A 21,802-nucleotide genomic window follows, 5' to 3' on the forward strand; every position below is an offset into this window, starting at 1 on the left:
TATGCCCGCCATCTCCTTCCAATCCATCTCCAAGACGTATCCCTCGCCCAAGGGGCCGAAAGGCACCACCTTCAAGGCAGTCGATAACGTCAGTCTCAACATCGAAGAGGGCGAATTTTTTGGTCTTCTCGGGCCCAACGGTGCTGGCAAAACCACCCTGATCAGCATGCTGGCCGGCTTGTCCCGCCCCACCAGTGGCAGTGTGCAAGTCTTGGGCAGCGACGTGCAAAGCGATTTCGCCGACGCCCGCCGCAAGCTGGGTGTGGTGCCACAAGAGCTGGTGTTTGATCCCTTCTTCAATGTGCGCGAGATGCTACGCATCCAGTCCGGTTACTTCGGGCTCAAGAACAACGACGCCTGGGTCGATGAGCTGCTGGAAGGCTTGGGCCTGGCCGACAAGGCCAACGCCAACATGCGCCAATTGTCTGGCGGCATGAAGCGCCGTGTGTTGGTGGCGCAGGCCTTGGTGCACAAGCCACCCGTCATCGTGCTGGATGAGCCCACCGCCGGTGTAGACGTGGAGCTGCGCCAGACGCTCTGGCAGTTTGTCGCCAACCTCAACAAGCAAGGCAGCACCGTGTTGCTGACCACCCACTATTTGGAAGAGGCCGAAGCGTTGTGTGGGCGCATTGCCATGCTCAAGACCGGCCGCATCGTGGCTTTGGACAAAACCAGCGACCTGCTCAAGGCGGCCAGCAGCAATGTGCTGCGCTTCAAGACCGCCGATATGCTGCCCCCTGAACTCGCTGCACGTGCCCGCATCACCGGCCGTATTGTTCAGTTGCCAGCCAACAACGCGCTCGAAATTGAAAATTACCTCGCTGCGGTGCGTCAGGCCGGCGTCACGGTGGATGACGTGGAGATCCGCAAAGCCGATCTGGAGGATGTGTTCCTCGATGTCATGAACCAGCAAGGAGCACAGGCATGAACGGCTGGCAAACTCTGCTCTACAAAGAGACCCTGCGCTTCTGGAAGGTTGCGGCCCAAACCATTGCCGGGCCCGTGCTGACCGGCATGTTGTACCTGCTGATCTTCGGCCACGCCCTGGAAAGCCATGTGAAGGTGTACGACCAGGTCAGTTACACCGCCTTTCTGGTGCCGGGCCTGGCCATGATGAGTCTGTTGCAGAACGCATTTGCCAACAGCTCGTCCTCGCTCATCATGAGCAAGGTCATGGGGAATCTGGTGTTCCTGTTGCTGACGCCCCTCTCGTATTTCAACTGGTTTGTAGCCTACGTGGGTGCCGCCGTGATCCGCGGTTTGGTCGTGGCGCTTGGCGTGTTCGTGGTGGCAGCGTTTTTTGCGCCCATGAGCTATGCAGCGCCTCTGTGGATTCTGGTGTTCGCTGTGCTGGGCGCCACCTTGATGGGCGCACTGGGCTTGATTGCAGGCCTGTGGGCAGAGAAGTTTGACCAGCTTGCCGCCTTCCAGAACTTTGTGGTCATGCCCATGACGTTCTTGAGCGGCGTGTTTTATTCCATCCATTCCTTGCCTGCTTTCTGGCAAGGGGTGAGTCACTTCAATCCGTTTTTCTACATGATCGACGGCTTCCGTTTCGGCTTCTTCGGCATCAGCGATGTGTCCCCCTGGATGAGCTTGTCTGTTGTCGGCGGCGCGACCGTTGCTGTGAGCCTGATTGCCCTTCAATTGCTGCGCAGCGGCTACAAAATCCGCAGCTGAGATTCCTATGACCGCAGACCAACTCCAAGCCATCATCACCGCCGGCCTCGCCTGCGACCATTGCGCGCTCGAAGGCGATGGCCGCCACTGGTACGCCACCATCGTGTCGCCTGAATTTGAAGGCAAACGCCTCGTGCAGCGCCAACGGCTGGTATACGCCACCCTGGGCAACCGCATGCAAACCGACGAGGTGCACGCCTTGTCCATGAAAACCTTCTCGCCCACCGAATGGGCAGCCCAGTCCGCCTGAGGCGCACGCAACCCCGAGAGCCCGCCATGAGCGCAGACATGATCACCCTGGCCCTGTCCAAAGGCCGCATTTTTGAAGAAACCGTGCCGCTGCTCAAAGCTGCTGGCATTGAAGTGCTGGACGACCCCGAGAAGTCCCGCAAATTGATTCTGGAAACCAACCAGCCCCACGTGCGTGTGCTGGTGGTCCGTGCAACCGACGTACCTACCTATGTGCAGTACGGTGGCGCCGACCTCGGCATTACCGGCAAAGACACATTGCTGGAACATGGCAGCCAAGGCCTGTACCAGCCGCTGGATTTGCAGATTGCTAAGTGCCGCATCAGCGTGGCCGTGCGCGCGGACTTTGACTATGCGTCTGCCGTCAAGCAGGGCTCCCGCCTGAAAGTGGCAACGAAATACGTGGCCATTGCCCGCGACTTCTTCGCCAGCAAGGGCGTGCACGTGGATCTGATCAAGCTCTACGGCAGCATGGAGTTGGCTCCCTTGGTCGGGCTGGCCGACGCGATTGTGGATTTGGTGTCCACCGGCAACACGCTCAAGGCCAACCACCTCGTCGAGGTGGAGCGCATCATGGACATCAGCTCCCGTTTGGTGGTGAATCAAGCTGCGCTCAAGCTCAAACAAGAACCGATCCGCAAAATCATCGACGCCTTTGCAGGCGCCGTAGCCCCATAACCCCGGAATTCCATTTGCTATGACTTTTGTAGCTGCTCCCGCACGTCTATCCACCGCTGATGCCGCATTTGAAGCGCAATTCAAGGCGCGCCTGCATTGGTCTGCGGATACCGATGCGGCTATCGAGCAGCGTGTGGCCGACATCCTGGCTGACGTGCAGCAGCGTGGCGATGCGGCGGTGCTGGAGTACACCGCCCGTTTCGATGGCCTGAACGTCACCGACATGAAGGCGTTGGAGCTGACCCAGGCCGAGCTCAAGGCGGCTTTCGATAGTATTCCCGCAGATCAGCGTGCTGCGCTGGAGGCGGCCGCAAAGCGGGTGCGCAGCTACCACGAAGCGCAAAAGAAGGCCTCTGGCGAGAGCTGGAGCTACCGCGATGAGGACGGCACGCTCTTGGGCCAAAAGGTCACGCCTTTGGACCGTGTGGGCATTTATGTGCCCGGCGGCAAAGCGGCTTATCCCAGCAGTGTGTTGATGAACGCCATCCCTGCCCACGTAGCAGGGGTCGGCGAAATCATCATGGTAGTACCTACGCCTAAAGGTGAAAAGAATGCCCTGGTGCTGGCCGCCGCCTATGTGGCCGGCGTGACGCGTGCGTTCACCATCGGCGGCGCGCAAGCGGTGGCCGCATTGGCCTATGGCACCGCCACCATCCCTGCCGTGCACAAAATCACCGGCCCCGGCAACGCCTATGTGGCCGCCGCCAAGCGCCGCGTGTTCGGTACCGTGGGCATCGACATGATTGCCGGCCCCAGCGAGATACTGGTGCTGGCAGACGGCACCACACCGCCTGACTGGGTGGCCATGGATTTGTTCAGCCAGGCCGAGCACGACGAGCTGGCGCAAAGCATTTTGCTGTGCCCGGACGCGGCCTACATCGATCAGGTGCAAGCCTCGATCAATCGATTGCTCAATGAAATGCCGCGCGCCGAGATCATCGCCAAGAGCCTCACCGGCCGTGGCGCGCTGATCCAGACCCGCAGCATGGAAGAGGCCTGCGAAATCAGCAACCGCATTGCGCCCGAGCACTTGGAAGTCTCCAGCAACGACCCGCACCGCTGGGAGCCCTTGCTCAAGCACGCCGGTGCCATCTTTTTGGGCGCCTACACCTCCGAGAGCCTGGGCGACTACTGCGCCGGCCCCAACCACGTGCTGCCTACCAGTGGCACTGCGCGATTTAGCAGCCCGCTGGGCGTATACGACTTTCAGAAGCGCAGCAGCCTCATCGAGGTGAGCGAGCAAGGCGCCCAAGCGTTGGGGCAGATTGCCTCTGTGCTGGCGCATGGCGAGGGCCTGCAAGCCCATGCACGTGCGGCGGAAATGCGATTGAAGTAAGAATGGGCGCATCAGGACGACCAATCCACATGCGCACTACACTTCATACTCCCCACGCCTTCTCCACACTGCGGCAAGCGGCTGCGTGTTTTGTTCTGGGCCTTGTCGCAGTTTCGACGGCCCAAGCCATGACGATCCGCGAAATGCGGGCCTTGGAGAAGACGGAAAAGCAAGGCAGCACCTATACCGACTACTACCTGGTCGGTGTCATGGAAGGCGCGCTCGAGGCCCACACCCAAGCGGTACGCGCAGGTGCCAGCGCCGGCATCTGCCTCAATGGCCGCCGTCTGGAGCCCAGCATGGCCAAGAACCTGTACACCACCGAACTGAAGCGCAATGCCGACCTGTATGAGGCCGACATGCCGGTGCAGCTGGTGATGGTGAATGCGCTGGGGACGGTGTACCCCTGCCTCTGAGGTGTTGGGGTAATGGATTTGCTATCAATTCGGTAGCTACCCCGGCATATGCGCTGGGCGCTAGCGGCTAAAGAAGATATTCGTTTTCCAACGGTTGAAGTAGATTTTCAGGCCTTGCGGTCGGAGATATGGTTCACCCCGTCACTGACGGGTAGCGTTCCCAGCTCATGTGGATTGACGTCTTCCAAGCATCCCACGTTGTAGGCGTACTGTCCGGGCTGGGAGCGGCTCTGGTTGTGCGTGTGGATGCCACATACCTTGCAAAAGTAGTGCTTGGCAGACCGTGTGTTGAACTGGTAGAGCTGGAGTGATTCCGCCCCCTGAAGAACTCTCAGGCCCGTGACGGGTACCGATGCCACCGCAGCGCCTTTTCGCTTGCAGATGGAGCAGTTGCAACGCCGCGCATTCACGATTCCATCCGGCAAATCAAGCTCGAGTACCACGGCTCCACAGTGGCATGAGGCACGGTGCTGGGCCCTGATCTCAACGGAGCCTACTTGTCTGGTCATGGGGGCCTTCGCGGGTCGATGTGGATCGTCGGTTTTGCATGCAGAGGTCACTCTCTGATCTGAGCGGCTGCAACCCGGTAGGGTATCCGGGCTTGATGAATCTCCGGCGACAAACCCACTTTTGCTTTGTTCAGGCGCTCATTCGGAGTGGAGCCTTGGTTCAGATGAGTGGTCATTGCGAAACGCATGCCCAACCTTGCCGACGAGCCATTGATACGGAACGGAATGTCAACGAAAACAAACAGTTGAAAATTAACACGAACTTCGTGCAACACGAATTTCGTGTAAACTGGCTTCAAGATGAAAAACGTCACCATCACCGTCGAAGACGCCACCCTGGAATGGGTGCGGATCGAGGCGGCGCGCCGCAACACTAGTGTGTCGCGGCTGGTGGGCGAGATGTTGACAGAGAAGATGCAACATGACGACGCGTATGCCCGCGCCCAGCGCGATTGGGTGGCGGATACCTCCAGCTTTAGCTCGGGTGGCAAGGCTTACCCGGCACGGGGCCAGCAACACAATGGCTAGCCCGCTCGACACCTCCGGCGCCATCGTCTTTGTAGACACCAACGTGCTGTTGGCCGCCGATGATGCGTTCGATGCTCCTCGCCAAACCCGCGTACGCGAATGGCTCCAAGCCTTGTGGCAGCACAGGGCAGGGCGCTTGAGCACGCAGGTGCTGAATGCCTATTACGTGGGCGCCACCCGCCACTTCGCCATGCCGCAGGGCGACGCGCGCGCCAAGCTGCGCCGCTACCAGCTCTGGCAGCCTTGGCAGATTGACCACCAGACGGTGGAAACCGCCTGGGGCGTGGAAGCCCGCTTCGGCCTGCCGTATTGGGATGCGCTCATCGTTGCCGCCGCCGCACAGAGCGGTGCGAGCCATGTGCTGTCGTTCGATCTGCAACACGGTCAGCAGATCGACGGCATCACCATCCTGAACCCTTTGCAAGCCACGCCTGCCGACTTGGCGTTGGCCGACTAGTTTTTTTGAAAGCCCTCGCATGACTACCTCTGCCGACTTTGCTGCTGAAGTTCAGGCGCTTATTGCGCACCGCATCCGCCAGGACGTGCAGGGCATGCATGCCTACGCGGTCCAGGATTCCAAAGGCATGGTCAAGCTCGACGCCATGGAAAACCCGTTTTCCCTGCCACCTGACCTGCAAGCCGCGCTGGGCCAACGCCTGGGCGCACTGGCCTTGAACCGCTACCCAGATGGCCGGGTCAACGACCTACGCGCAGCCTTGGCGCAGTACGTGGGCATGCCCGCTGGTCACGACATCATGCTGGGCAATGGCTCTGACGAGCTGATCTCTCTGCTCTCCATGGCCTGCGATGTACCCGCCCAGCCCGGCGCGGCCCGCCCCGTGGTGCTGGCGCCCACGCCCGGTTTTGTGATGTACGCCATGAGCGCCCAGTTGCAAGGGCTGGACTTTGTGGGCGTGCCGCTCACCGAAGACTTTGCCCTCGATGTGCATGCCATGGTGCAGGCCATTGCCGAGAAGCAGCCCGCCATCGTCTATCTGGCCTACCCCAACAACCCCACCGCCAATTTGTGGGACGCCGACGCCATGGCCACCGTGATTGCCGCAGCCAGGCAAGCGGGCAGCATCGTGGCGGTGGACGAGGCCTACCAGCCGTTTTCCAGCCGCACCTACATGGACGTGATCCGCGCCAACCCTGCCGCCCACCCCCATGTAGTGCTGATGCGCACCCTGAGCAAGTTTGGCCTGGCCGGTGTGCGCCTGGGCTACATGACTGGCCCCGCTGCCCTGATTGCCCAGGTGGACAAGGTGCGCCCGCCGTACAACATCAGCGTGCTGAATTACGAGTGCGCCTTGTTTGCCCTAGAGCATCAAGATGCTTTTGCCGTGCAAGCCCAAGAGATATGTGCGCAACGCGCTATTCTTTTAGGAGCATTGCGCGCCATGTCCGGTGTGAAAGCGTGGGACAGCGATGCCAACATGGTGCTGGTGCGCTTCCCCGGCGCGGACGATGCGGCGCAAAAAATATTCGATGGTTTGAAGGCGCGCGGGGTGCTGGTCAAGAACATTTCTAAAATGCACCCATTGCTGGCCCGCTGTTTGCGTTTGACCGTCGGCACCGCCGAAGAAAACGCCCGACTGATTCAGGCCTTGCAGGAAACCTTATGAGCACCAATTACCCGATCACCGAAGTCCCCGCCTCCATGCCCGCGCGCATTGCCGAAGTGTCCCGCAACACTGCGGAAACCAAGATCCGCGTGCGCGTGAACCTGGACGGCACGGGTGTGAGCCGCCTGTCCACCGGCATCGGCTTTTTCGACCACATGCTCGACCAGATCGCCCGCCACGGGTTGATTGACCTCGACATCGAAGCCGAAGGCGACTTGCACATCGACGGGCACCACACGGTGGAAGATGTGGGCATCACCCTGGGTCAGGCCCTTGCCAAGGCGGTGGGCGACAAGAAAGGCATCCGCCGTTATGGCCACGCTTATGTGCCCTTGGACGAAGCGCTGAGCCGCGTAGTGATCGACTTTTCCGGCCGCCCGCAGTTGGAAATGCATGTGCCCTTCAAGAGCGGCATGATCGGCGCGTTTGACACCCAGCTCACGCACGAGTTCTTCCAAGGCTTTGTGAACCACGCCTCGGTGACCCTGCACATTGACAACCTCAAGGGCGAAAACGCCCACCACCAGGCCGAGACCGTGTTCAAGGCCTTTGCCCGCGCCCTGCGCTCCGCGCTGGAGTTCGACCCGCGCGCATTGGGTGTGATTCCCTCCACCAAAGGTTCGCTCTGATGAAAAAGGTCGCTGTCGTTGACTACGGCATGGGCAATTTGCGCTCCGTCACCCAGGCGGTGATGCATGTGGCCGAGGGCACCGGTGTCGAGGTCGTCTGGGCCCGCACCCCGCAAGAAGTGATGGATGCGGAGCGCGTGGTGCTGCCCGGCCAGGGTGGCATGCGTGACTGCATGCGCGAGCTGCATGATTCCGGCATGTTCGATGCCGTGATGCACGCTGCAGCGCACAAACCCTTGATGGGGGTGTGCGTGGGCATGCAAATGCTGCTGGATCACTCGGAAGAGCTGGACACGCCTTGCCTGGGCTTGATTCCTGGCGAAGTGGACAAGTTCGACCTTGCCGGTCAGATGCAGGCTGACGGCAGCCGCTTCAAGGTACCTCAAATGGGCTGGAACCGCGTGTGGCAAACCGGCGGCCAAGATGCGGCCACGCGCCATCCGGTGTGGGGCGATGTGCCGGATGGCAGCTACTTCTACTTTGTGCACAGCTACTACGCCCGACCGTCAGATGCGCGCCACAGCGCGGGCGAGACCGACTATGGCCAACGCTTCTCCTGTGCGATTGCGCGCGATAATATTTTCGCAACACAATTCCACCCCGAGAAAAGCGCTGAACACGGTTTGGCCCTGTACCGCAACTTCCTGCACTGGAATCCTTGAATCTTTATCCTTGCCGCATCTCTGCACCTGGCAAAGCGACTCTCTTTTCCCTCCAACCCTGAAGCACCATGCTTTTAATTCCTGCGATTGACCTCAAAGACGGCCACTGCGTTCGCCTCAAACAAGGCGATATGGACCAATCCACTACCTTTGGCGAAGACCCTGCGGTCATGGCCCGGAGCTGGGTCGACAAGGGCGCGCGCCGCCTCCATCTGGTGGATTTGAACGGCGCCTTTGCCGGTCACCCCAAGAACGAACAGGCTATCCGCAAGATCCTCAAGGAAGTGGGCAGCGAAATCGACGTGCAGCTGGGCGGCGGTATTCGCGATCTGGACACCATCGAGCGCTACTTGGACGCCGGGTTGCGCTACGTCATCATCGGCACCGCAGCAGTCAAGAACCCCGGTTTCTTGCAGGACGCCTGCACCGCGTTCGGCGGCCACATCATCGTGGGCCTGGACGCCCGTGACGGCAAAGTAGCCACCGACGGCTGGAGCAAGCTCACCCGCCACGATGTGGTGGACCTGGGCAAGAAATTTGAGGACTACGGTGTCGAGTCCATCATCTACACCGACATTGGCCGCGACGGCATGCTCTCGGGCATCAACATCGAAGCCACGGTCAAGCTTGCCCAAGCGCTGACCATCCCCGTGATCGCATCCGGTGGCCTGTCCAACATGGCTGATATCGAAGCTTTGTGCGAAGTGGAGGATGAAGGCGTGGAAGGTGTGATCTGTGGCCGCGCGATTTACAGCGGCGATCTCGACTTCGAAAAAGCACAGCAACGCGCTGACGAGTTGAACGGCTAAACAGTGTTAGCCAAACGCATCATTCCTTGCCTGGACGTGACCGGCGGTCGTGTCGTCAAAGGCGTCAACTTTGTCGAGCTGCGGGACGCCGGGGACCCGGTAGAAATTGCCGCCCGCTATAATGACCAGGGCGCTGACGAACTCACGTTTCTCGACATCACCGCGACCAGTGATGGCCGTGACCTGATCCTGCACATCATCGAGGCGGTGGCCTCCCAAGTGTTCATTCCGCTCACTGTCGGTGGCGGGGTGCGTACTGTGGACGATGTACGCCGTCTGCTGAATGCCGGCGCTGACAAAACCAGTTTCAACTCCGCGGCAATAGCCAACCCGCAAGTCATTGAAGACGCCTCGCTCAAGTATGGCGCGCAGTGCATTGTGGTGGCCATAGATGCCAAGCGCCGCTCCGAAGAAGACGCCTTGGTCCGTGGACCCGGTTGGGATGTGTACAGCCATGGCGGCCGCAAAAACACCGGCCTCGACGCAGTTGCTTGGGCGACAGAGATGGCCCGGCGTGGCGCTGGCGAAATCCTGCTGACCAGCATGGACCGCGATGGCACCAAGAGTGGTTTCGATCTGGCTCTGACACGCGCAGTGGCCGATGCGGTCAGCGTGCCGGTAATTGCCAGCGGCGGCGTAGGCAACCTCGATCACTTGGCAGACGGTGTGCAGCAGGGCGGTGCCGATGCGGTGTTGGCTGCCAGCATTTTCCACTACGGTGAATACACAGTAGGCCAAGCCAAAGCGCGCATGGCGGAGCGGGGCATTCCGGTCAGAATTTAAGTCTTTTGGTGCTCTGGCGCCCGTCAATGCTGCGCGAGCAGCTATCAAAGAAATAGCAAATGGAATCTCCGACAAACCCTCCAGTGAGCTGGATCAAGCACATCCGCTGGGACTCCAAGGGTCTGGTGCCTGTCATCGCCCAAGAGCAAAGCAGCGGTGATGTGCTTATGTTCGCGTGGATGAACCGCGAAGCTTTGCAAAAGACGGTGGAACTGGGGCAGGCGGTGTATTTCAGCCGTTCGCGGGACAAGCTCTGGTTCAAGGGCGAGGAGTCCGGCCATGTGCAGAAAGTCCATGAAATCCGCATGGACTGTGACAGTGACGTTATCTTGCTCAAAGTGACCCAGCTTGGCCACGAGCCCGGCATCGCTTGCCACACCGGCCGCCACAGCTGTTTCTTCAGTGTGTTGAAAGACGGTGTATGGCAGGCGGTGGACCCTGTGCTCAAAGACCCTGAATCCATTTACAAATAAAGCGCGTACTCAAGCTATGCATGACAAGCCCACTTCTCAAGACTCGCTGGCCCATTTGGCGGCAGTCATCGAGAGCCGCAAAGCCGCTAATGGGGGTGACCCGGAAGCCAGCTATGTGGCCCGCCTGCTGCACAAAGGCCCTGACGCCTTTTTGAAGAAAATCGGCGAAGAAGCCACCGAAGTGGTGCTGGCCGCCAAAGACGCGGACCATGGCGGTGACAAAGCCAAGATCGTCTACGAAATGGCAGACCTGTGGTTCCACAGCATGGTGGCGCTATCCCATTACGGCCTGAGCCCTGCTGACGTCATCACCGAACTGGAGCGCCGCTTGGGCACCAGCGGCCTGGAAGAAAAGGCCTTGCGCAAGGCAGTCGCCCGCGAAGCCGAATCCAAGTAAGGAGTCGCCATGAGCCAGGATTTCACCACTCCCACCACGCCGGACCAAGCCCTGTTGCTCAAGTTGCAGGCGCTCAACACCATAGGGACCATCAGCTATGTGCTGCACCTTATCGTGGCTGTGGCAGCCTTCATTCCCGGCGGGCAGTTCGGCATGACCTTGCTGGTTGTTGCCTTGATTCTGGACATGGTCAAACGCGATGACGCGGCGGGCACCTGGCATGCGTCCCACTTCCGGTGGCGCATCCGTTCTGTCATTTTTGCGGGGCTGGCCTACTTGCTGACATTCCCGCTGTTTTTGTTGTTCTACTTTCCCGGAGCGATTGCCTGGGCTGTCATATCCGTGTGGTTTCTCTACCGTATCGTGACGGGCTTTGTGGCCATGAACAAAGGTCAGGAGATTGGTGCATGAGCGAGCACACCCACAGCGCCCACGATCCAAATTGCATTTTTTGCAAAATCGTGGCCAAGCAGATTCCGTCCAAGGCGGTGTACGAGGACGAGCACGTCTATGCCTTCCACGACATCAACCCGTGGGCGCCGGTGCATTTTTTGCTCATCCCCAAGACGCACATTCCGAGCATGGCCCATGTGGGCGCCGAACATGGTGCCCTGATGGGTCACATGATGGCCCTGGTTCCCAAACTGGCTTTGCAGGAGGGATGCAACCCTTACCCCGAAGGCGGCTACCGTCTGGTAACCAATACCGGCGTGGAAGGCGGGCAGGAAGTCCATCACTTGCATTTTCATGTCATGGGCGGTCCGCGCCCTTGGCTGCGGGGTTGAGTCTCCCCCGTGGGGACTAGAATTCAATTAATTGTTAGGAGTACATCATGGGTTCATTTTCTATCTGGCACTGGTTGATTGTTCTGTTGATCGTCGTCATGGTCTTTGGTACCAAGAAGCTCAAGAACATCGGTTCCGATCTGGGCGGTGCAGTCAAGGGTTTCAAAGACGGCATGAAAGACGGCTCTACGCCGGAAGACAAGCCTGCAGCCCCTGCGCAGCAAGTGGCCAACGCTTCTGAAAAAACCACGATCGACGTGGAAGCCAAGCAAAAGAACTGAGCTAAAGGTACATGGCCCCCACGCTTGTCACTCTGTGTACTGCGCTGCCCCCCCAAGGGGTTGCGTTTTACCTTGGGACGGCCCGGCGGTAAAACATGATTGATCTAGGAATATCCAAAATGGCGCTGATCGGCGCGGTGGCGCTGATCGTCATCGGGCCGGAGAAGCTTCCCCGCGTCGCCCGCACCGTGGGCGCCTTGCTCGGCAAGGCGCAGCGCTATGTGGCCGACGTGAAAGCCGAGGTCAACCGCTCCATGGATCTGGAAGAGTTGAAAAAGATGCGCGACACCGTGGAAGACGCGGCGCGCAATGTAGAGAACTCGATCCAGACCTCGGCCAGCGACTTTGAGAAGTCATGGACCGATGCGACTGACGCGGCGCTGGAGCCTGAAGCGCCCGCCTACAAACACCCGAACAAGAAGTGGCGCCTCAAGCAGGGAGCCATGCCGCACTGGTACAAGGCCCGCAATGGTGTGCGCACCCGCGCGTTGTCAGGGGCTGCACGGGTGGCCCGGTTCCGTCCACCTCGCGCCCATTGAGCGGCGCCCAACTTTTCTCCCATGTCCACTGAAAATCAACCGCAAGACGAGCTTGCAGGCACCGAGCAGCCTTTCGTCCAGCACTTGATGGAGCTCCGCGACCGTCTGGTCAAAGCCCTGATTGCGGTGGGCGTTGCGTTAGCCCTCTTGGCTTTGTACCCCGGTCCAGCGGCACTCTATGACATCCTCGCACAGCCCTTGGTGGCCTCCTTGCCCGCAGGCGGCAAACTGATTGCGACGTCGGTGATCTCCCCGTTTCTGGTGCCGCTGAAGATCATGCTGATGACAGCATTTTTGCTGGCTTTGCCGGTAGTCCTCTGGCAGCTCTGGGCTTTTGTGGCTCCGGGTTTGTACAGCCATGAAAAGAAGCTGGTCTTGCCTTTGGTGATATCCAGCACCTTGTTGTTTTTCGTGGGTGTCGCGTTCTGTTATTTCTTCGTTTTCGGGCAGGTCTTCAAGTTCATTCAAAGTTTTGCGCCCAAGAGCATCTCAGCCACTCCGGATATTGAGTACTACCTAGACTTCGTACTGTCGATGTTCTTGGCATTCGGCCTGGCCTTCGAGGTGCCTGTTGTCGTGGTGGTGCTGGCACGCATGGGCTTGGTGAGCATCGAAAAGCTCAAGGCTTTCCGCAGCTACTTCATTGTATTGGCTTTTGTGGTGGCGGCCATCGTGACGCCGCCGGATGTGGTGTCCCAGCTGGCACTGGCCATCCCGATGTGCATCTTGTACGAAATCGGCATCTGGGCAGCGCAGGTGTTTATCAAACACACCCAAGCCCCCGAAGAGACAACCTCCACAACGTAGGTCGCAAGCCCCCGGAATCGGGGGCTTTTTTGTCTAGCGCTTCTGCGCTTTGGGCTTGGGACGGACACCGGGTATGAGTTTGAGCTTCAAGGTCTCGTCTTTGCGTTGGACCACAAAGCTCGCCTCTGTGCCTGGCTTCAACGAAGATACCAAAGACAGCAGTTGGGTTACGTCTGGCACCGGCTTTCCGGCAATGCTCACGATGACATCGCCAGGGCGGATGCCTGCTTGGGCGGCCGGGCCATTCTGTAAAACGCCGGTGATGATGACCCCTTCTTTGGTTTTGACATCAAAGGTCTCAGCCAATTCGGCTGACAGGTCGTTGGGCTCCACACCGATCCAGCCACGGGTGACTTTGCCGTCTTTCACGATATCTTCGAGCACTTGCTTGGCGGTAGCGACCGGAATGGCAAAGCCAATGCCCATGCTGCCGCCTGAGCGTGAATAAATGGCCGTGTTGATACCCAGCAAATTGCCGTTGGTGTCTACCAATGCGCCGCCGGAGTTGCCGGGGTTGATGGCAGCGTCTGTTTGAATGAAGTTTTCAAAGGTGTTGATGCCGAGTTGGTTGCGGCCCAGTGCACTGACGATGCCACTGGTCACGGTCTGGCCGACACCGAAAGGGTTCCCGATGGCGAGCACTTGATCACCGACCTGCAAGGAGTCTGAATTGCCCAGCACGATGGTGGGCAGTTTGTCCATTTCCACTTTCAGCACGGCAAGATCGCTATCCGGGTCCGTACCGATGACCTTGGCGGGTGCCTTACGTCCGTCATTGAAGAACACCTGAATCTCGTCGGCCTCTTCAATCACGTGGTTGTTGGTCAGGATGTAGCCTTCCGGGCTGACGATGACGCCGCTGCCCAGTCCTCCCTGTGGTTCGTCACCCTGGTCGCCATAGAAGAAGCGGAACCACGGATCGTTGGCGTTGGGGTTCTTGACGGCCGCTTTGCTGGTGTTGATGCTCACCACAGCCGAAGAAGCTTTTTGTGCTGCCGCGCGGAGGCTGCCGGGAGGAATTTCACCAGCAGCCGGAGCAGGTGTCTCAAAGAGGGAGATCGAGCCCCGTGCGCCGCTGCCATGGCCTATCCACTGCGGTTTCAAGGTGGCCACCACAAAATAGGCTGCCAACAGCACCGTGCAGGTTTGAGAAAACAGCAACCAAAGTCTTTTCATGCATTCACTCGGCAAGAGGCACACAACCGTGCGTGCTTTGGGCAAATTGTAGGCTGCTAAGCTTTGCATTTACCCTGATCTATGGCGAAACCCCGCAGCATCATCTTTATCCTGCCTGAGGCCCCTGCCAAGCCGGCATGGGGTGCGGTCTGCAATGGATGCGGCGTTTGCTGCCTGGCGGAACCCTGTCCTGTGGGGATGGTGTTGAGCAGGCGTCGAACGGGAGCGTGCGAGGCGCTTCTTTGGGTGGAGGAAGCGCATGTTTACCGCTGTGGCGCGTTGACCGAGCCTCAACACATGTTGGGTCATTGCTTGCCGAGGTGGATGCAGTTTGCAAAGAAACCATTGGCTGCTTTGCTGCGAAAGCTCGCCCCCCGTTGGATATCGGCCGGCTCGGGGTGTGACAGCACGCTGGAAGTGGCGGGTCCGTCTGGGACAATCCAGCAGAACAAAGCAGAGACAAATTAGTCCGCCAACTCATGATTGAACGTCACGCACTTCTCCAATCCCTTCAGACGCTGCTGCTACCCGAGCGTTTCAAGGACTATTGCCATAACGGGCTGCAGGTGGAGGGACGAACAGACATTCGACACTTGGTTTCCGGCGTCACGGCGAGCGAGGCGTTGATCCAGGCAGCCATAGACTGCGGCGCAGATGCCATCCTGGTGCACCATGGTTTGTTCTGGAAAGGCTTTGACGGCCAGGTGAGTGGCTGGATGCGTAAACGCCTTTCCTTGCTGCTTTCTCATGACATCAATTTGTTCGCCTATCACCTGCCCCTGGATGCACATCCGGAGCTGGGCAACAACGCGCAGCTGGGACGGCTTTTGGGCCTTCAGGCACACGCCAGTTTTGGGGAGCAATCGCTGGGGCTGTTGGGGACGACACTTTCTGGCGGGTGGGAGTCAGACGCCGCACTGGCACAGCACGTAGAAGCAGCTCTGGGGCGGTCGGTAACCTTGGTGTCTGGCCGGGTTGGTCCCGTGAGCCAGGTGGGCTGGTGCACAGGCGGGGCGCAAGGCTACTTTGAACCCGCCATTGCAGCCGGGGCGCAGGTATTCATTACCGGGGAAATTTCTGAGCCTCAAGCCCACTATGCACGCGAATGCGGTGTGTCGTACATTGCCTGCGGGCACCACGCCAGTGAGCGCTACGGAGCACCCGCTGTGGCGTCCAAAATGGCGACGGATTTCGGAATCCGTCACACCTTTATCGATATTCCGAACCCCGCATGAAATCGCACACTATTGCCATCACCATGGGCGATGCGGCAGGCATAGGCCCTGAAATCATCGCCAAGGCTTTCCGCGAGGAGCCTGAAGTCCTGCGCGCCTGTTTTGTGGCCGGGGATGTGCACGCCATGCGGAAGGCTGCGCAGCAGGTGGCCGCTGGACATTTGCAGTTGCCGGTCTTGCACATCAGTTTTCCTGAGGAGGCGCTGCTTGCGCCCCCGCAATGCATTCCCGTTTTGCAGATCGGTGATGCCTTGGCGCCGGTTGCCATGGGGCAAGTGCAGGCTTGCGCCGGAGAGTTTGCCGGGCGCTGCGTCACATGGGCGGCTGATGCCGCCTTGAAAGGCGAGATTGCGGCTCTGGTCACTGCGCCCTTGCACAAAGAGGCATTAAGTGCTGCAGGCGCGCCCTACGACAACTACCCCGGGCATACCGAGCTTTTGCAGGCGCGGGCGGCGCAAGCCCGTGGCTTATCCGTGGCAGAAATGCCTGTGCGCATGATGTTGGCCAACGAGGCTTTGCGGACCGTACTCGTCAGCATCCATGTGTCGCTGCGGGATGCCTTGGATGCAGTGACGTTTGACAATGTCCTGGAAACCATACGCATTACCCGCATTGCTTTGCGGGATGTGCTGGGGCGCGAGCCGCGTATCGCGGTGGCCGGTTTGAATCCGCATGCGGGGGAGGGCGGCTTGTTCGGCCGGGAAGAGATCGAGACGATCTTCCCAGCGATTGCAGCGGCACGCGCAGATGGGGCTGATGTCCACGGGCCGATCGCGCCGGATACCGTATTCATGCGCGCAAGGCACGCTGAAGATCATCCTGCTGAGTTTGACGTGGTCGTGGCGATGTACCACGACCAAGGATTGATCCCTGTGAAATACATGGGCGTAGAGCAGGGGGTGAACGTAACCCTGGGCTTGCCGCTGGTCCGTACCAGCCCGGACCATGGCACAGCGTTTGATATTGCCGGCCGGGGGCTCGCCAGTGCGGAAAGCCTGATTGAGGCAGTCCGCATGGCCAAGCGCCTCGCTAATTTGACTTAAATCGGCTTCCGGCGCCTATGGATAATGCGTAGGCAGCTACTAAATTTATAGCAGCTGCCCTTGGGTACCGAATTACTTTTTCAGGCTGTCGCGGATTTCGCGGAGCAACAGCACATCTTCCGGAGTCACCACAGGTGCGGGTTCTGCTACCGGTGCGGGAGCTTCCTTCTTCAGGCGGTTGATTTGCTTGATCATCAGGAAGATGATGAACGCCAGAATGGCAAAGTTCACGGCAACGGTGATGAAGCTGCCATAAGCAAATACAGGGACACCGGCTTTCTTGAGTGCATCCAGTGTGGTTCCTGTGCCGGGAGGTACGCTACCGAGGACCAAAAACAGGTTGGAGAAGTCCAGTTTGCCGACCACTGCACCGACCAGGGGCATGATGAGGTCGCCGACCACGGAGTCGACGATCTTGCCGAAAGCGCCGCCGATGATCACACCTACTGCCAAGTCAACCACATTGCCTTTGATGGCAAACTCTTTAAATTCTTGCAACATGCTCATGAATTGAAGCTCCTCTAAATGTTCGGCCTAGCAGTATCTCCGAAAATCGGGGCCATTGACACGGCGGAAGCTGCCTTGAGTTGCGTTGAATAACCCTACTGCACTCAGCTACAATTCCCGACTACCCAACTAGCGATGTTCATTGAGGATTCTCATGAGTGAAACACTTGTCGACAGCAAAAAGATCGACTCCAGCAAACGGACTTGGTTGATAGCCTCCGGTTGCGCTGGTGCAGTAGGCGGTGTAGCCACCGCCATTCCCTTCGTGAGTACATTCCAGCCCTCGGAGCGCGCGAAAGCGGCCGGTGCTGCAGTGGAAGTGGACATTGCAGGGCTCAAGCCCGGTGAAAAGATTACCGTGGAGTGGCGCGGCAAGCCGGTTTGGATTGTTCGTCGTACGCCGGAGCAGGTTGCTGCGCTTCCGGGCAATGATGCTTTGCTGGCTGACCCGAAGTCCGAGCGCAAACCCTCTGAATTGACCCCCGAGTACGCGCGCAACGAAGGCCGTTCCATCAAGCCCGAGTTTTTTGTTGCAGTCGGCATTTGTTCCCACTTGGGTTGCTCGCCGTCGGACAAGTTCCAGCCCGGAGCCCAACCTTCTTTGCCGGACAACTGGGCGGGTGGTTTCCTGTGCCCATGCCATGGTTCCACGTTCGATATGGCCGGTCGCGTGTTCAAAAACAAGCCTGCACCCGACAACCTCGAAGTGCCGCCGCACATGTTCCTGTCCGACAGCAAGTTGCTGATCGGTGAAGACAAGAAAGCCTGAGGATCAAGACATGGCCCGTGAATTCAAGGACATTTCCCCGAACGCGTCTGCCGGCGAAAAGGTCACCAACTGGTTTGAAAACCGGTTTCCTACCGCCTTCGACGCCTACAAGGTGCACATGTCGGAGTACTACGCTCCGAAGAACTTTAACTTCTGGTACATCTTCGGCTCGCTGGCACTCCTGGTGCTGGTGATTCAGATCGTAACGGGCATCTTCCTAGTGATGCACTACAAGCCCGATGCGAATCTGGCCTTCGGTTCTGTGGAATACATCATGCGCGATGTTCCGTGGGGCTGGTTGATCCGATACATGCACTCGACAGGCGCTTCAGCCTTCTTTGTTGTGGTGTACCTGCACATGTTCCGCGGTTTGATTTACGGCAGCTACCGCAAGCCCCGTGAATTGGTCTGGATCTTTGGTTGCGCAATCTTCTTGTGTCTGATGGCGGAAGCTTTCATGGGCTACCTGTTGCCCTGGGGCCAGATGTCGTATTGGGGCGCGCAAGTGATTGTGAACTTGTTTGCCGCCGTGCCCTTGATTGGGCCGGACCTGGCTCTGTTGATCCGTGGCGACTTCGTGGTTGGTGATGCCACCTTGAACCGCTTCTTCAGCTTCCATGTGATCGCGGTGCCTTTGGTTTTGTTGGGCCTGGTGGTCGCTCATTTGCTGGCTCTGCACGATGTGGGATCCAACAACCCTGATGGCGTGGAAATCAAGGGGCCGAATGCGCCTCGCGACGCACAAGGTCATCCTTTGGACGGTGTTCCTTTCCATCCCTACTACACCGTGCACGACATTTTTGCAGTCAGCATGTTCCTGATGGTGTTCACTGCCATCATCTTTTTCGCTCCCGAATTTGGCGGCTACTTCTTGGAATACAACAACTTTATTCCAGCGGACCCGCTGAAGACCCCAGCGCACATCGCACCTGTCTGGTACTTCACTCCGTTCTATTCCATGCTGCGTGCCATTACCAGCGAGATGATGTATGCACTGATTGCCTGCGTGATCGGCGCTGCAGCTTTTGGTGTACTCAAAGCCAAGTTGCCCAACATCTTTAAGGGCGCAATCGTCGGCGCTGCTGTGGTGGTCTCTGCCGCGATGCTCTCTATCGACGCCAAATTCTGGGGTGTCGTGGTGATGGGTGGTGCCGTGGTCATCCTGTTCTTCTTGCCTTGGCTCGACAACAGCCCCGTCAAGTCGATCCGGTATCGCCCCGACTGGCATAAATACCTGTACGGTATCTTCGTGATTAACTTTGTCATCTTGGCTTACCTGGGTGTTCAGCCTCCCTCACCGATCGGTGAGCGTGTTTCTCAAGTGGGTACCTTGTTCTACTTCGGCTTCTTCTTGTTGATGCCTTGGTGGAGCACGGTGGGTGAGAGCAAGCCTGTGCCGTCCCGCGTGACATTTGTTGCTCACTGAGTGCCGGAGAAACGAATTATGAAAAAAATTATTTTGTCTTTGGCATTGGCTTTGGGTGTGGTGTCCGGAGTGCAGGCCAGCGGTGGTGGCATAGCGTGGGACAAGGCGCCTTCCAAGACGAACGACTTGGCCTCCTTGCAAAATGGCGCCAAAGTGTTTGTGAACTACTGCTTGAATTGCCACTCCGCTGCATTCATGCGGTTCAACCGCTTGAAGGATATTGGGCTTACGGATCAGCAGATCAAGGACAACCTTTTGTTCACGACCGAAAAGGTGGGTGAAACCATGAAGGCTGCCATTGATCCCCGCCAAGCAAAAGAGTGGTTTGGTGCTAATCCCCCTGATCTGACTGTGATTGCCCGCTCGCGTGCAGGTTCTGGTGGCACTGGAGCCGATTACCTTTATACGTACTTGCGCACCTACTATGCAGATGACACCAAGGCTACCGGTTGGAACAATCTGGCATTCCCGAATGTGGGTATGCCCCATGTTCTCTGGGAATTGCAAGGCAAGCGTGTTCCGATCTATGAAACTGTAGAGAACCACGGTCATGAGGAGCATGTTTTCAAGGGTTGGCAGCAAGTCACGCCCGGAACCATGACACCAGCCCAGTACGATCAGACCATCGGTGATTTGGTCAACTACCTGCAGTGGATGGCAGAGCCTGCGCAAAACACCCGAGTTCGTGTAGGTGTGTGGGTGCTGTTGTTCTTGTCGGTTATGACCCTGTTTGCATGGCGTTTGAATGCCGCGTTCTGGAAAGACGTCAAGTAAATCTTCCGGCTGTCCTGCCGTCCTTGGCGGGGGCAGTGACAGGTCCAGAGTGGGTCCGCTGACGCGTCCCACTCTTTTTCATTTTTTAGGAGTCTCTCGCCATGATGGTGCTGTATTCAGGAACAACCTGCCCGTTTTCTCATCGTTGCCGTTTTGTCTTGTTTGAGAAAGGTATGGATTTTGAGATCCGTGATGTGGATCTCTATAACAAGCCCGAAGACATCAGTGTGATGAACCCCTATGGGCAAGTGCCTATCTTGGTTGAGCGCGATCTGATCTTGTATGAGTCCAACATCATTAACGAGTACATTGATGAGCGTTTTCCCCATCCACAGTTGATGCCTGGTGACCCTGTTGACCGCGCGCGCGTACGACTGTTTCTGTTGAACTTTGAGAAAGAGCTGTTTGTACACGTCAACACGTTGGAGGCACGTGCGTCCAAGGGCAACGAAAAAGCCTTGGAAAAGGCGCGCGCCCACATCCGTGACCGTCTTACCCAGTTGGCCCCCGTCTTCTTGAAGAACAAGTACATGCTGGGTGAGAATTTTTCGATGCTGGATGTGGCCATTGCACCATTGTTGTGGCGCCTTGACTACTACGGAATTGACCTGAGCAAGAATGCGGCCCCCTTGTTGAAATACGCCGAACGCATCTTCTCCCGTCCTGCGTACATCGAAGCTTTGACACCATCAGAAAAGGTAATGCGCAAGTAATTGCGTGGACTCTTATGATGGACTCCATGGATACACCCTCGACACGGCCTTATCTCCTTCGTGCGCTCTATGAGTGGTGCACCGATAATGGCTTCACACCATTTATTGCCGTCCAGGTTGATGAAACTGTCCGCGTGCCCATGGAGTTCGTCAAAGATGGCGAGATAGTGCTCAATGTGAGTTTCGATGCCACCAGCGCTCTCAAGTTGGGTAACGATTACATCGAGTTCAAGGGCCGCTTCGGGGGCGTTGCAAGAGACATTTTGGTGCCGGTCAGCCGGGTGCTGGCCATTTATGCACGTGAGAACGGCCAGGGTATGGCCTTTCCGGTCAATCCAGCGATGAAACAGGAGTCGCAAACGAAGCCAGCTGGCACAGATGCTGTGCATACTCCATCGCCGGCGATTGCCTCTGTGGATGCTGGTACAGCTGGCGCGGGTACTGAACCCACGCCACCCAAGTCCGGTTCGTCAGCCGGACGCCCGGCTTTAACGCGAATTAAATAAGCGTAGTTTCCAGAACTTGCTTTTGGCTGAGGTAGAATCCAGCCCGTGCCGGTTTAGCTCAGTTGGTAGAGCAACCGCCTTGTAAGCGGTAGGTCATCAGTTCGAATCCGATAACCGGCACCATTCTCCCTCTCGTTATCTTTGCAGTGATGACGACGACATTTGTACCTTCAAGCGTATTGAGGTAACCTCCCACCCCTTGGATCGCAAGTGGGCCTGCAGAGCGGGCATGAGTTGGCGCAACTTCGCGGCGACTGCATTGTTATCCAGTATCAAGCACCAAACTGGTCCGTCAATGGGTCCGGCCTTGATACTGTTTAGCAAGGAATTGGGAATCAAACTTTGAATGCTTTTCAGTCGCGCGGCTGATTCGTCGGCCAAAAGTGCCAAATGCGCCAAGGTGGGTGATTCGTGTGCGGCTTGCAGTGCGGTCACGGAACGGTGGTTTCTGATCATGACAGCAATCT

At 58.1% G+C, this 21,802-nt stretch carries 32 protein-coding genes and 1 tRNA gene; 28 read left to right on the top strand and 5 right to left on the bottom strand.

The features are described from left to right. The first annotated feature begins 1 nt into the window (after position 1). The 6 genes from RAN89_RS07140 to RAN89_RS07165 are packed head-to-tail and all read left to right on the top strand — an operon-like array spanning position 2 to position 4,359. Positions 2-928: an ABC transporter ATP-binding protein gene (locus tag RAN89_RS07140; protein ID WP_313868915.1), complete on the top strand. Its 927-nt coding sequence runs from the start codon at positions 2-4 to the stop codon at positions 926-928. Continuing rightward, positions 925-1,680 carry an ABC transporter permease gene (locus RAN89_RS07145; RefSeq protein WP_313868916.1) on the top strand — a complete coding sequence of 252 codons (756 nt, stop codon included), beginning with the start codon at positions 925-927 and terminating at the stop codon, positions 1,678-1,680. The genes RAN89_RS07140 and RAN89_RS07145 overlap by 4 nt, the downstream gene beginning before the upstream one ends. Positions 1,681-1,687: 7 nt before the next feature. Then, on the top strand, positions 1,688-1,930 hold the full coding sequence (locus RAN89_RS07150) for a BolA family protein (protein ID WP_087496497.1): 243 nt from the start codon (positions 1,688-1,690) through the stop codon (positions 1,928-1,930). 38 nt (positions 1,931-1,968) lie between these two features. Continuing rightward, positions 1,969-2,607, top strand: a complete 639-nt coding sequence (gene hisG / locus RAN89_RS07155; RefSeq protein ID WP_313869355.1) for an ATP phosphoribosyltransferase — start codon at positions 1,969-1,971, stop codon at positions 2,605-2,607. Positions 2,608-2,626: 19 nt separating this feature from the next. Next, a complete protein-coding gene (hisD, locus tag RAN89_RS07160) occupies positions 2,627-3,943 on the top strand; it encodes a histidinol dehydrogenase (RefSeq protein WP_313868917.1) in 1,317 nt (438 codons plus the stop codon). 29 nt (positions 3,944-3,972) lie between these two features. Next, positions 3,973-4,359, top strand: coding sequence for a hypothetical protein (locus RAN89_RS07165; RefSeq protein ID WP_313868918.1), 387 nt, complete (start codon positions 3,973-3,975; stop codon positions 4,357-4,359). Between the two features lie 107 nt (positions 4,360-4,466). Here RAN89_RS07165 and RAN89_RS07170 read toward each other — a convergent pair whose 3' ends face one another. Further along, on the bottom strand, positions 4,467-4,868 hold the full coding sequence (locus tag RAN89_RS07170) for a GFA family protein (protein WP_313868919.1): 402 nt from the start codon (positions 4,866-4,868) through the stop codon (positions 4,467-4,469). 47 nt (positions 4,869-4,915) lie between these two features. Next, on the bottom strand, positions 4,916-5,143 hold the full coding sequence (locus tag RAN89_RS07175; RefSeq protein WP_313868920.1) for a hypothetical protein: 228 nt from the start codon (positions 5,141-5,143) through the stop codon (positions 4,916-4,918). Between the two features lie 25 nt (positions 5,144-5,168). Between RAN89_RS07175 and RAN89_RS07180 the strand changes: the two genes are divergently transcribed. From RAN89_RS07180 to tatC, 14 genes are all read left to right on the top strand, one after another. After that, on the top strand, positions 5,169-5,396 hold the full coding sequence (locus tag RAN89_RS07180; protein ID WP_232459861.1) for a CopG family transcriptional regulator: 228 nt from the start codon (positions 5,169-5,171) through the stop codon (positions 5,394-5,396). Further along, complete coding sequence (locus tag RAN89_RS07185; protein ID WP_313868921.1) at positions 5,389-5,853, top strand: PIN domain-containing protein; 465 nt, start codon at positions 5,389-5,391, stop codon at positions 5,851-5,853. Before RAN89_RS07180 ends, RAN89_RS07185 begins: the two co-directional genes overlap by 8 nt. A gap of 19 nt (positions 5,854-5,872) precedes the next feature. Next, entirely contained in the window at positions 5,873-7,021 is a 1,149-nt protein-coding gene (gene hisC / locus RAN89_RS07190; RefSeq protein ID WP_313868922.1) for a histidinol-phosphate transaminase, read from the top strand. Continuing rightward, entirely contained in the window at positions 7,018-7,650 is a 633-nt protein-coding gene (gene hisB / locus RAN89_RS07195; RefSeq protein ID WP_428984484.1) for an imidazoleglycerol-phosphate dehydratase HisB, read from the top strand. The genes hisC and hisB overlap by 4 nt, the downstream gene beginning before the upstream one ends. After that, on the top strand, positions 7,650-8,312 hold the full coding sequence (gene hisH / locus RAN89_RS07200) for an imidazole glycerol phosphate synthase subunit HisH (RefSeq protein WP_313868923.1): 663 nt from the start codon (positions 7,650-7,652) through the stop codon (positions 8,310-8,312). The genes hisB and hisH overlap by 1 nt, the downstream gene beginning before the upstream one ends. 68 nt (positions 8,313-8,380) lie before the next feature. Continuing rightward, complete coding sequence (gene hisA / locus RAN89_RS07205; protein ID WP_313868924.1) at positions 8,381-9,121, top strand: 1-(5-phosphoribosyl)-5-[(5-phosphoribosylamino)methylideneamino]imidazole-4-carboxamide isomerase; 741 nt, start codon at positions 8,381-8,383, stop codon at positions 9,119-9,121. A gap of 3 nt (positions 9,122-9,124) precedes the next feature. Further along, complete coding sequence (gene hisF / locus RAN89_RS07210) at positions 9,125-9,904, top strand: imidazole glycerol phosphate synthase subunit HisF (protein WP_313868925.1); 780 nt, start codon at positions 9,125-9,127, stop codon at positions 9,902-9,904. A gap of 59 nt (positions 9,905-9,963) precedes the next feature. Continuing rightward, positions 9,964-10,377, top strand: a complete 414-nt coding sequence (gene hisI / locus RAN89_RS07215) for a phosphoribosyl-AMP cyclohydrolase (RefSeq protein ID WP_428984485.1) — start codon at positions 9,964-9,966, stop codon at positions 10,375-10,377. Between the two features lie 16 nt (positions 10,378-10,393). Continuing rightward, entirely contained in the window at positions 10,394-10,774 is a 381-nt protein-coding gene (locus RAN89_RS07220) for a phosphoribosyl-ATP diphosphatase (RefSeq protein WP_087496507.1), read from the top strand. A 9-nt stretch (positions 10,775-10,783) separates the two neighbouring features. Beyond that, positions 10,784-11,185: a DUF4870 family protein gene (locus RAN89_RS07225; RefSeq protein WP_313868926.1), complete on the top strand. Its 402-nt coding sequence runs from the start codon at positions 10,784-10,786 to the stop codon at positions 11,183-11,185. Then, entirely contained in the window at positions 11,182-11,559 is a 378-nt protein-coding gene (locus RAN89_RS07230) for a histidine triad nucleotide-binding protein (RefSeq protein WP_313868927.1), read from the top strand. Before RAN89_RS07225 ends, RAN89_RS07230 begins: the two co-directional genes overlap by 4 nt. Positions 11,560-11,606: 47 nt before the next feature. Next, positions 11,607-11,840: a Sec-independent protein translocase subunit TatA gene (gene tatA, locus RAN89_RS07235; protein WP_313868928.1), complete on the top strand. Its 234-nt coding sequence runs from the start codon at positions 11,607-11,609 to the stop codon at positions 11,838-11,840. Between the two features lie 95 nt (positions 11,841-11,935). After that, a complete protein-coding gene (gene tatB, locus RAN89_RS07240) occupies positions 11,936-12,379 on the top strand; it encodes a Sec-independent protein translocase protein TatB (RefSeq protein WP_313868929.1) in 444 nt (147 codons plus the stop codon). 21 nt (positions 12,380-12,400) lie between these two features. Next, a complete protein-coding gene (tatC, locus tag RAN89_RS07245; RefSeq protein ID WP_313868930.1) occupies positions 12,401-13,186 on the top strand; it encodes a twin-arginine translocase subunit TatC in 786 nt (261 codons plus the stop codon). Positions 13,187-13,219: 33 nt separating this feature from the next. Here tatC and RAN89_RS07250 read toward each other — a convergent pair whose 3' ends face one another. Further along, on the bottom strand, positions 13,220-14,362 hold the full coding sequence (locus tag RAN89_RS07250) for a S1C family serine protease (protein WP_313868931.1): 1,143 nt from the start codon (positions 14,360-14,362) through the stop codon (positions 13,220-13,222). 479 nt (positions 14,363-14,841) lie between these two features. On the opposite strand from RAN89_RS07250, the gene RAN89_RS07255 reads away from it, so the two are divergent. Together RAN89_RS07255 and pdxA are read left to right on the top strand one after the other, a co-directional pair. Further along, positions 14,842-15,597: a Nif3-like dinuclear metal center hexameric protein gene (locus RAN89_RS07255; protein WP_313868932.1), complete on the top strand. Its 756-nt coding sequence runs from the start codon at positions 14,842-14,844 to the stop codon at positions 15,595-15,597. After that, positions 15,594-16,640 carry a 4-hydroxythreonine-4-phosphate dehydrogenase PdxA gene (gene pdxA, locus RAN89_RS07260; RefSeq protein WP_313868933.1) on the top strand — a complete coding sequence of 349 codons (1,047 nt, stop codon included), beginning with the start codon at positions 15,594-15,596 and terminating at the stop codon, positions 16,638-16,640. The genes RAN89_RS07255 and pdxA overlap by 4 nt, the downstream gene beginning before the upstream one ends. A gap of 72 nt (positions 16,641-16,712) precedes the next feature. Here the strand turns inward: pdxA and mscL are convergent, their stop codons facing one another. Further along, on the bottom strand, positions 16,713-17,147 hold the full coding sequence (mscL, locus tag RAN89_RS07265; protein WP_313868934.1) for a large conductance mechanosensitive channel protein MscL: 435 nt from the start codon (positions 17,145-17,147) through the stop codon (positions 16,713-16,715). Positions 17,148-17,301: 154 nt separating this feature from the next. Here mscL and petA point away from each other — a divergent pair, with 154 nt between their 5' ends. From petA to RAN89_RS07295, 6 genes are all read left to right on the top strand, one after another. Then, positions 17,302-17,916 (top strand): ubiquinol-cytochrome c reductase iron-sulfur subunit, encoded by a 615-nt coding sequence (gene petA / locus RAN89_RS07270; RefSeq protein WP_313868935.1) that lies wholly within the window; start codon positions 17,302-17,304, stop codon positions 17,914-17,916. A gap of 10 nt (positions 17,917-17,926) precedes the next feature. Then, a complete protein-coding gene (locus RAN89_RS07275) occupies positions 17,927-19,342 on the top strand; it encodes a cytochrome b (protein ID WP_313868936.1) in 1,416 nt (471 codons plus the stop codon). 18 nt (positions 19,343-19,360) lie between these two features. After that, positions 19,361-20,116: a cytochrome c1 gene (locus tag RAN89_RS07280; protein ID WP_313868937.1), complete on the top strand. Its 756-nt coding sequence runs from the start codon at positions 19,361-19,363 to the stop codon at positions 20,114-20,116. Between the two features lie 101 nt (positions 20,117-20,217). After that, positions 20,218-20,829: a glutathione S-transferase N-terminal domain-containing protein gene (locus tag RAN89_RS07285; RefSeq protein ID WP_087496521.1), complete on the top strand. Its 612-nt coding sequence runs from the start codon at positions 20,218-20,220 to the stop codon at positions 20,827-20,829. A 26-nt stretch (positions 20,830-20,855) separates the two neighbouring features. Then, positions 20,856-21,335: a ClpXP protease specificity-enhancing factor gene (locus RAN89_RS07290; RefSeq protein ID WP_428984486.1), complete on the top strand. Its 480-nt coding sequence runs from the start codon at positions 20,856-20,858 to the stop codon at positions 21,333-21,335. A gap of 47 nt (positions 21,336-21,382) precedes the next feature. Beyond that, positions 21,383-21,458 (top strand) — tRNA-Thr (locus tag RAN89_RS07295). A 12-nt stretch (positions 21,459-21,470) separates the two neighbouring features. On the opposite strand, the gene RAN89_RS07300 is transcribed toward RAN89_RS07295, so the two are convergent. Beyond that, positions 21,471-21,791 carry a hypothetical protein gene (locus tag RAN89_RS07300; RefSeq protein ID WP_313868939.1) on the bottom strand — a complete coding sequence of 107 codons (321 nt, stop codon included), beginning with the start codon at positions 21,789-21,791 and terminating at the stop codon, positions 21,471-21,473. Between the last annotated feature and the right edge of the window lie 11 nt (positions 21,792-21,802).

Origin of the sequence: Rhodoferax mekongensis (assembly GCF_032191775.1) — a bacterium.
Lineage (GTDB): Bacteria > Pseudomonadota > Gammaproteobacteria > Burkholderiales > Burkholderiaceae_C > Allorhodoferax > Allorhodoferax mekongensis.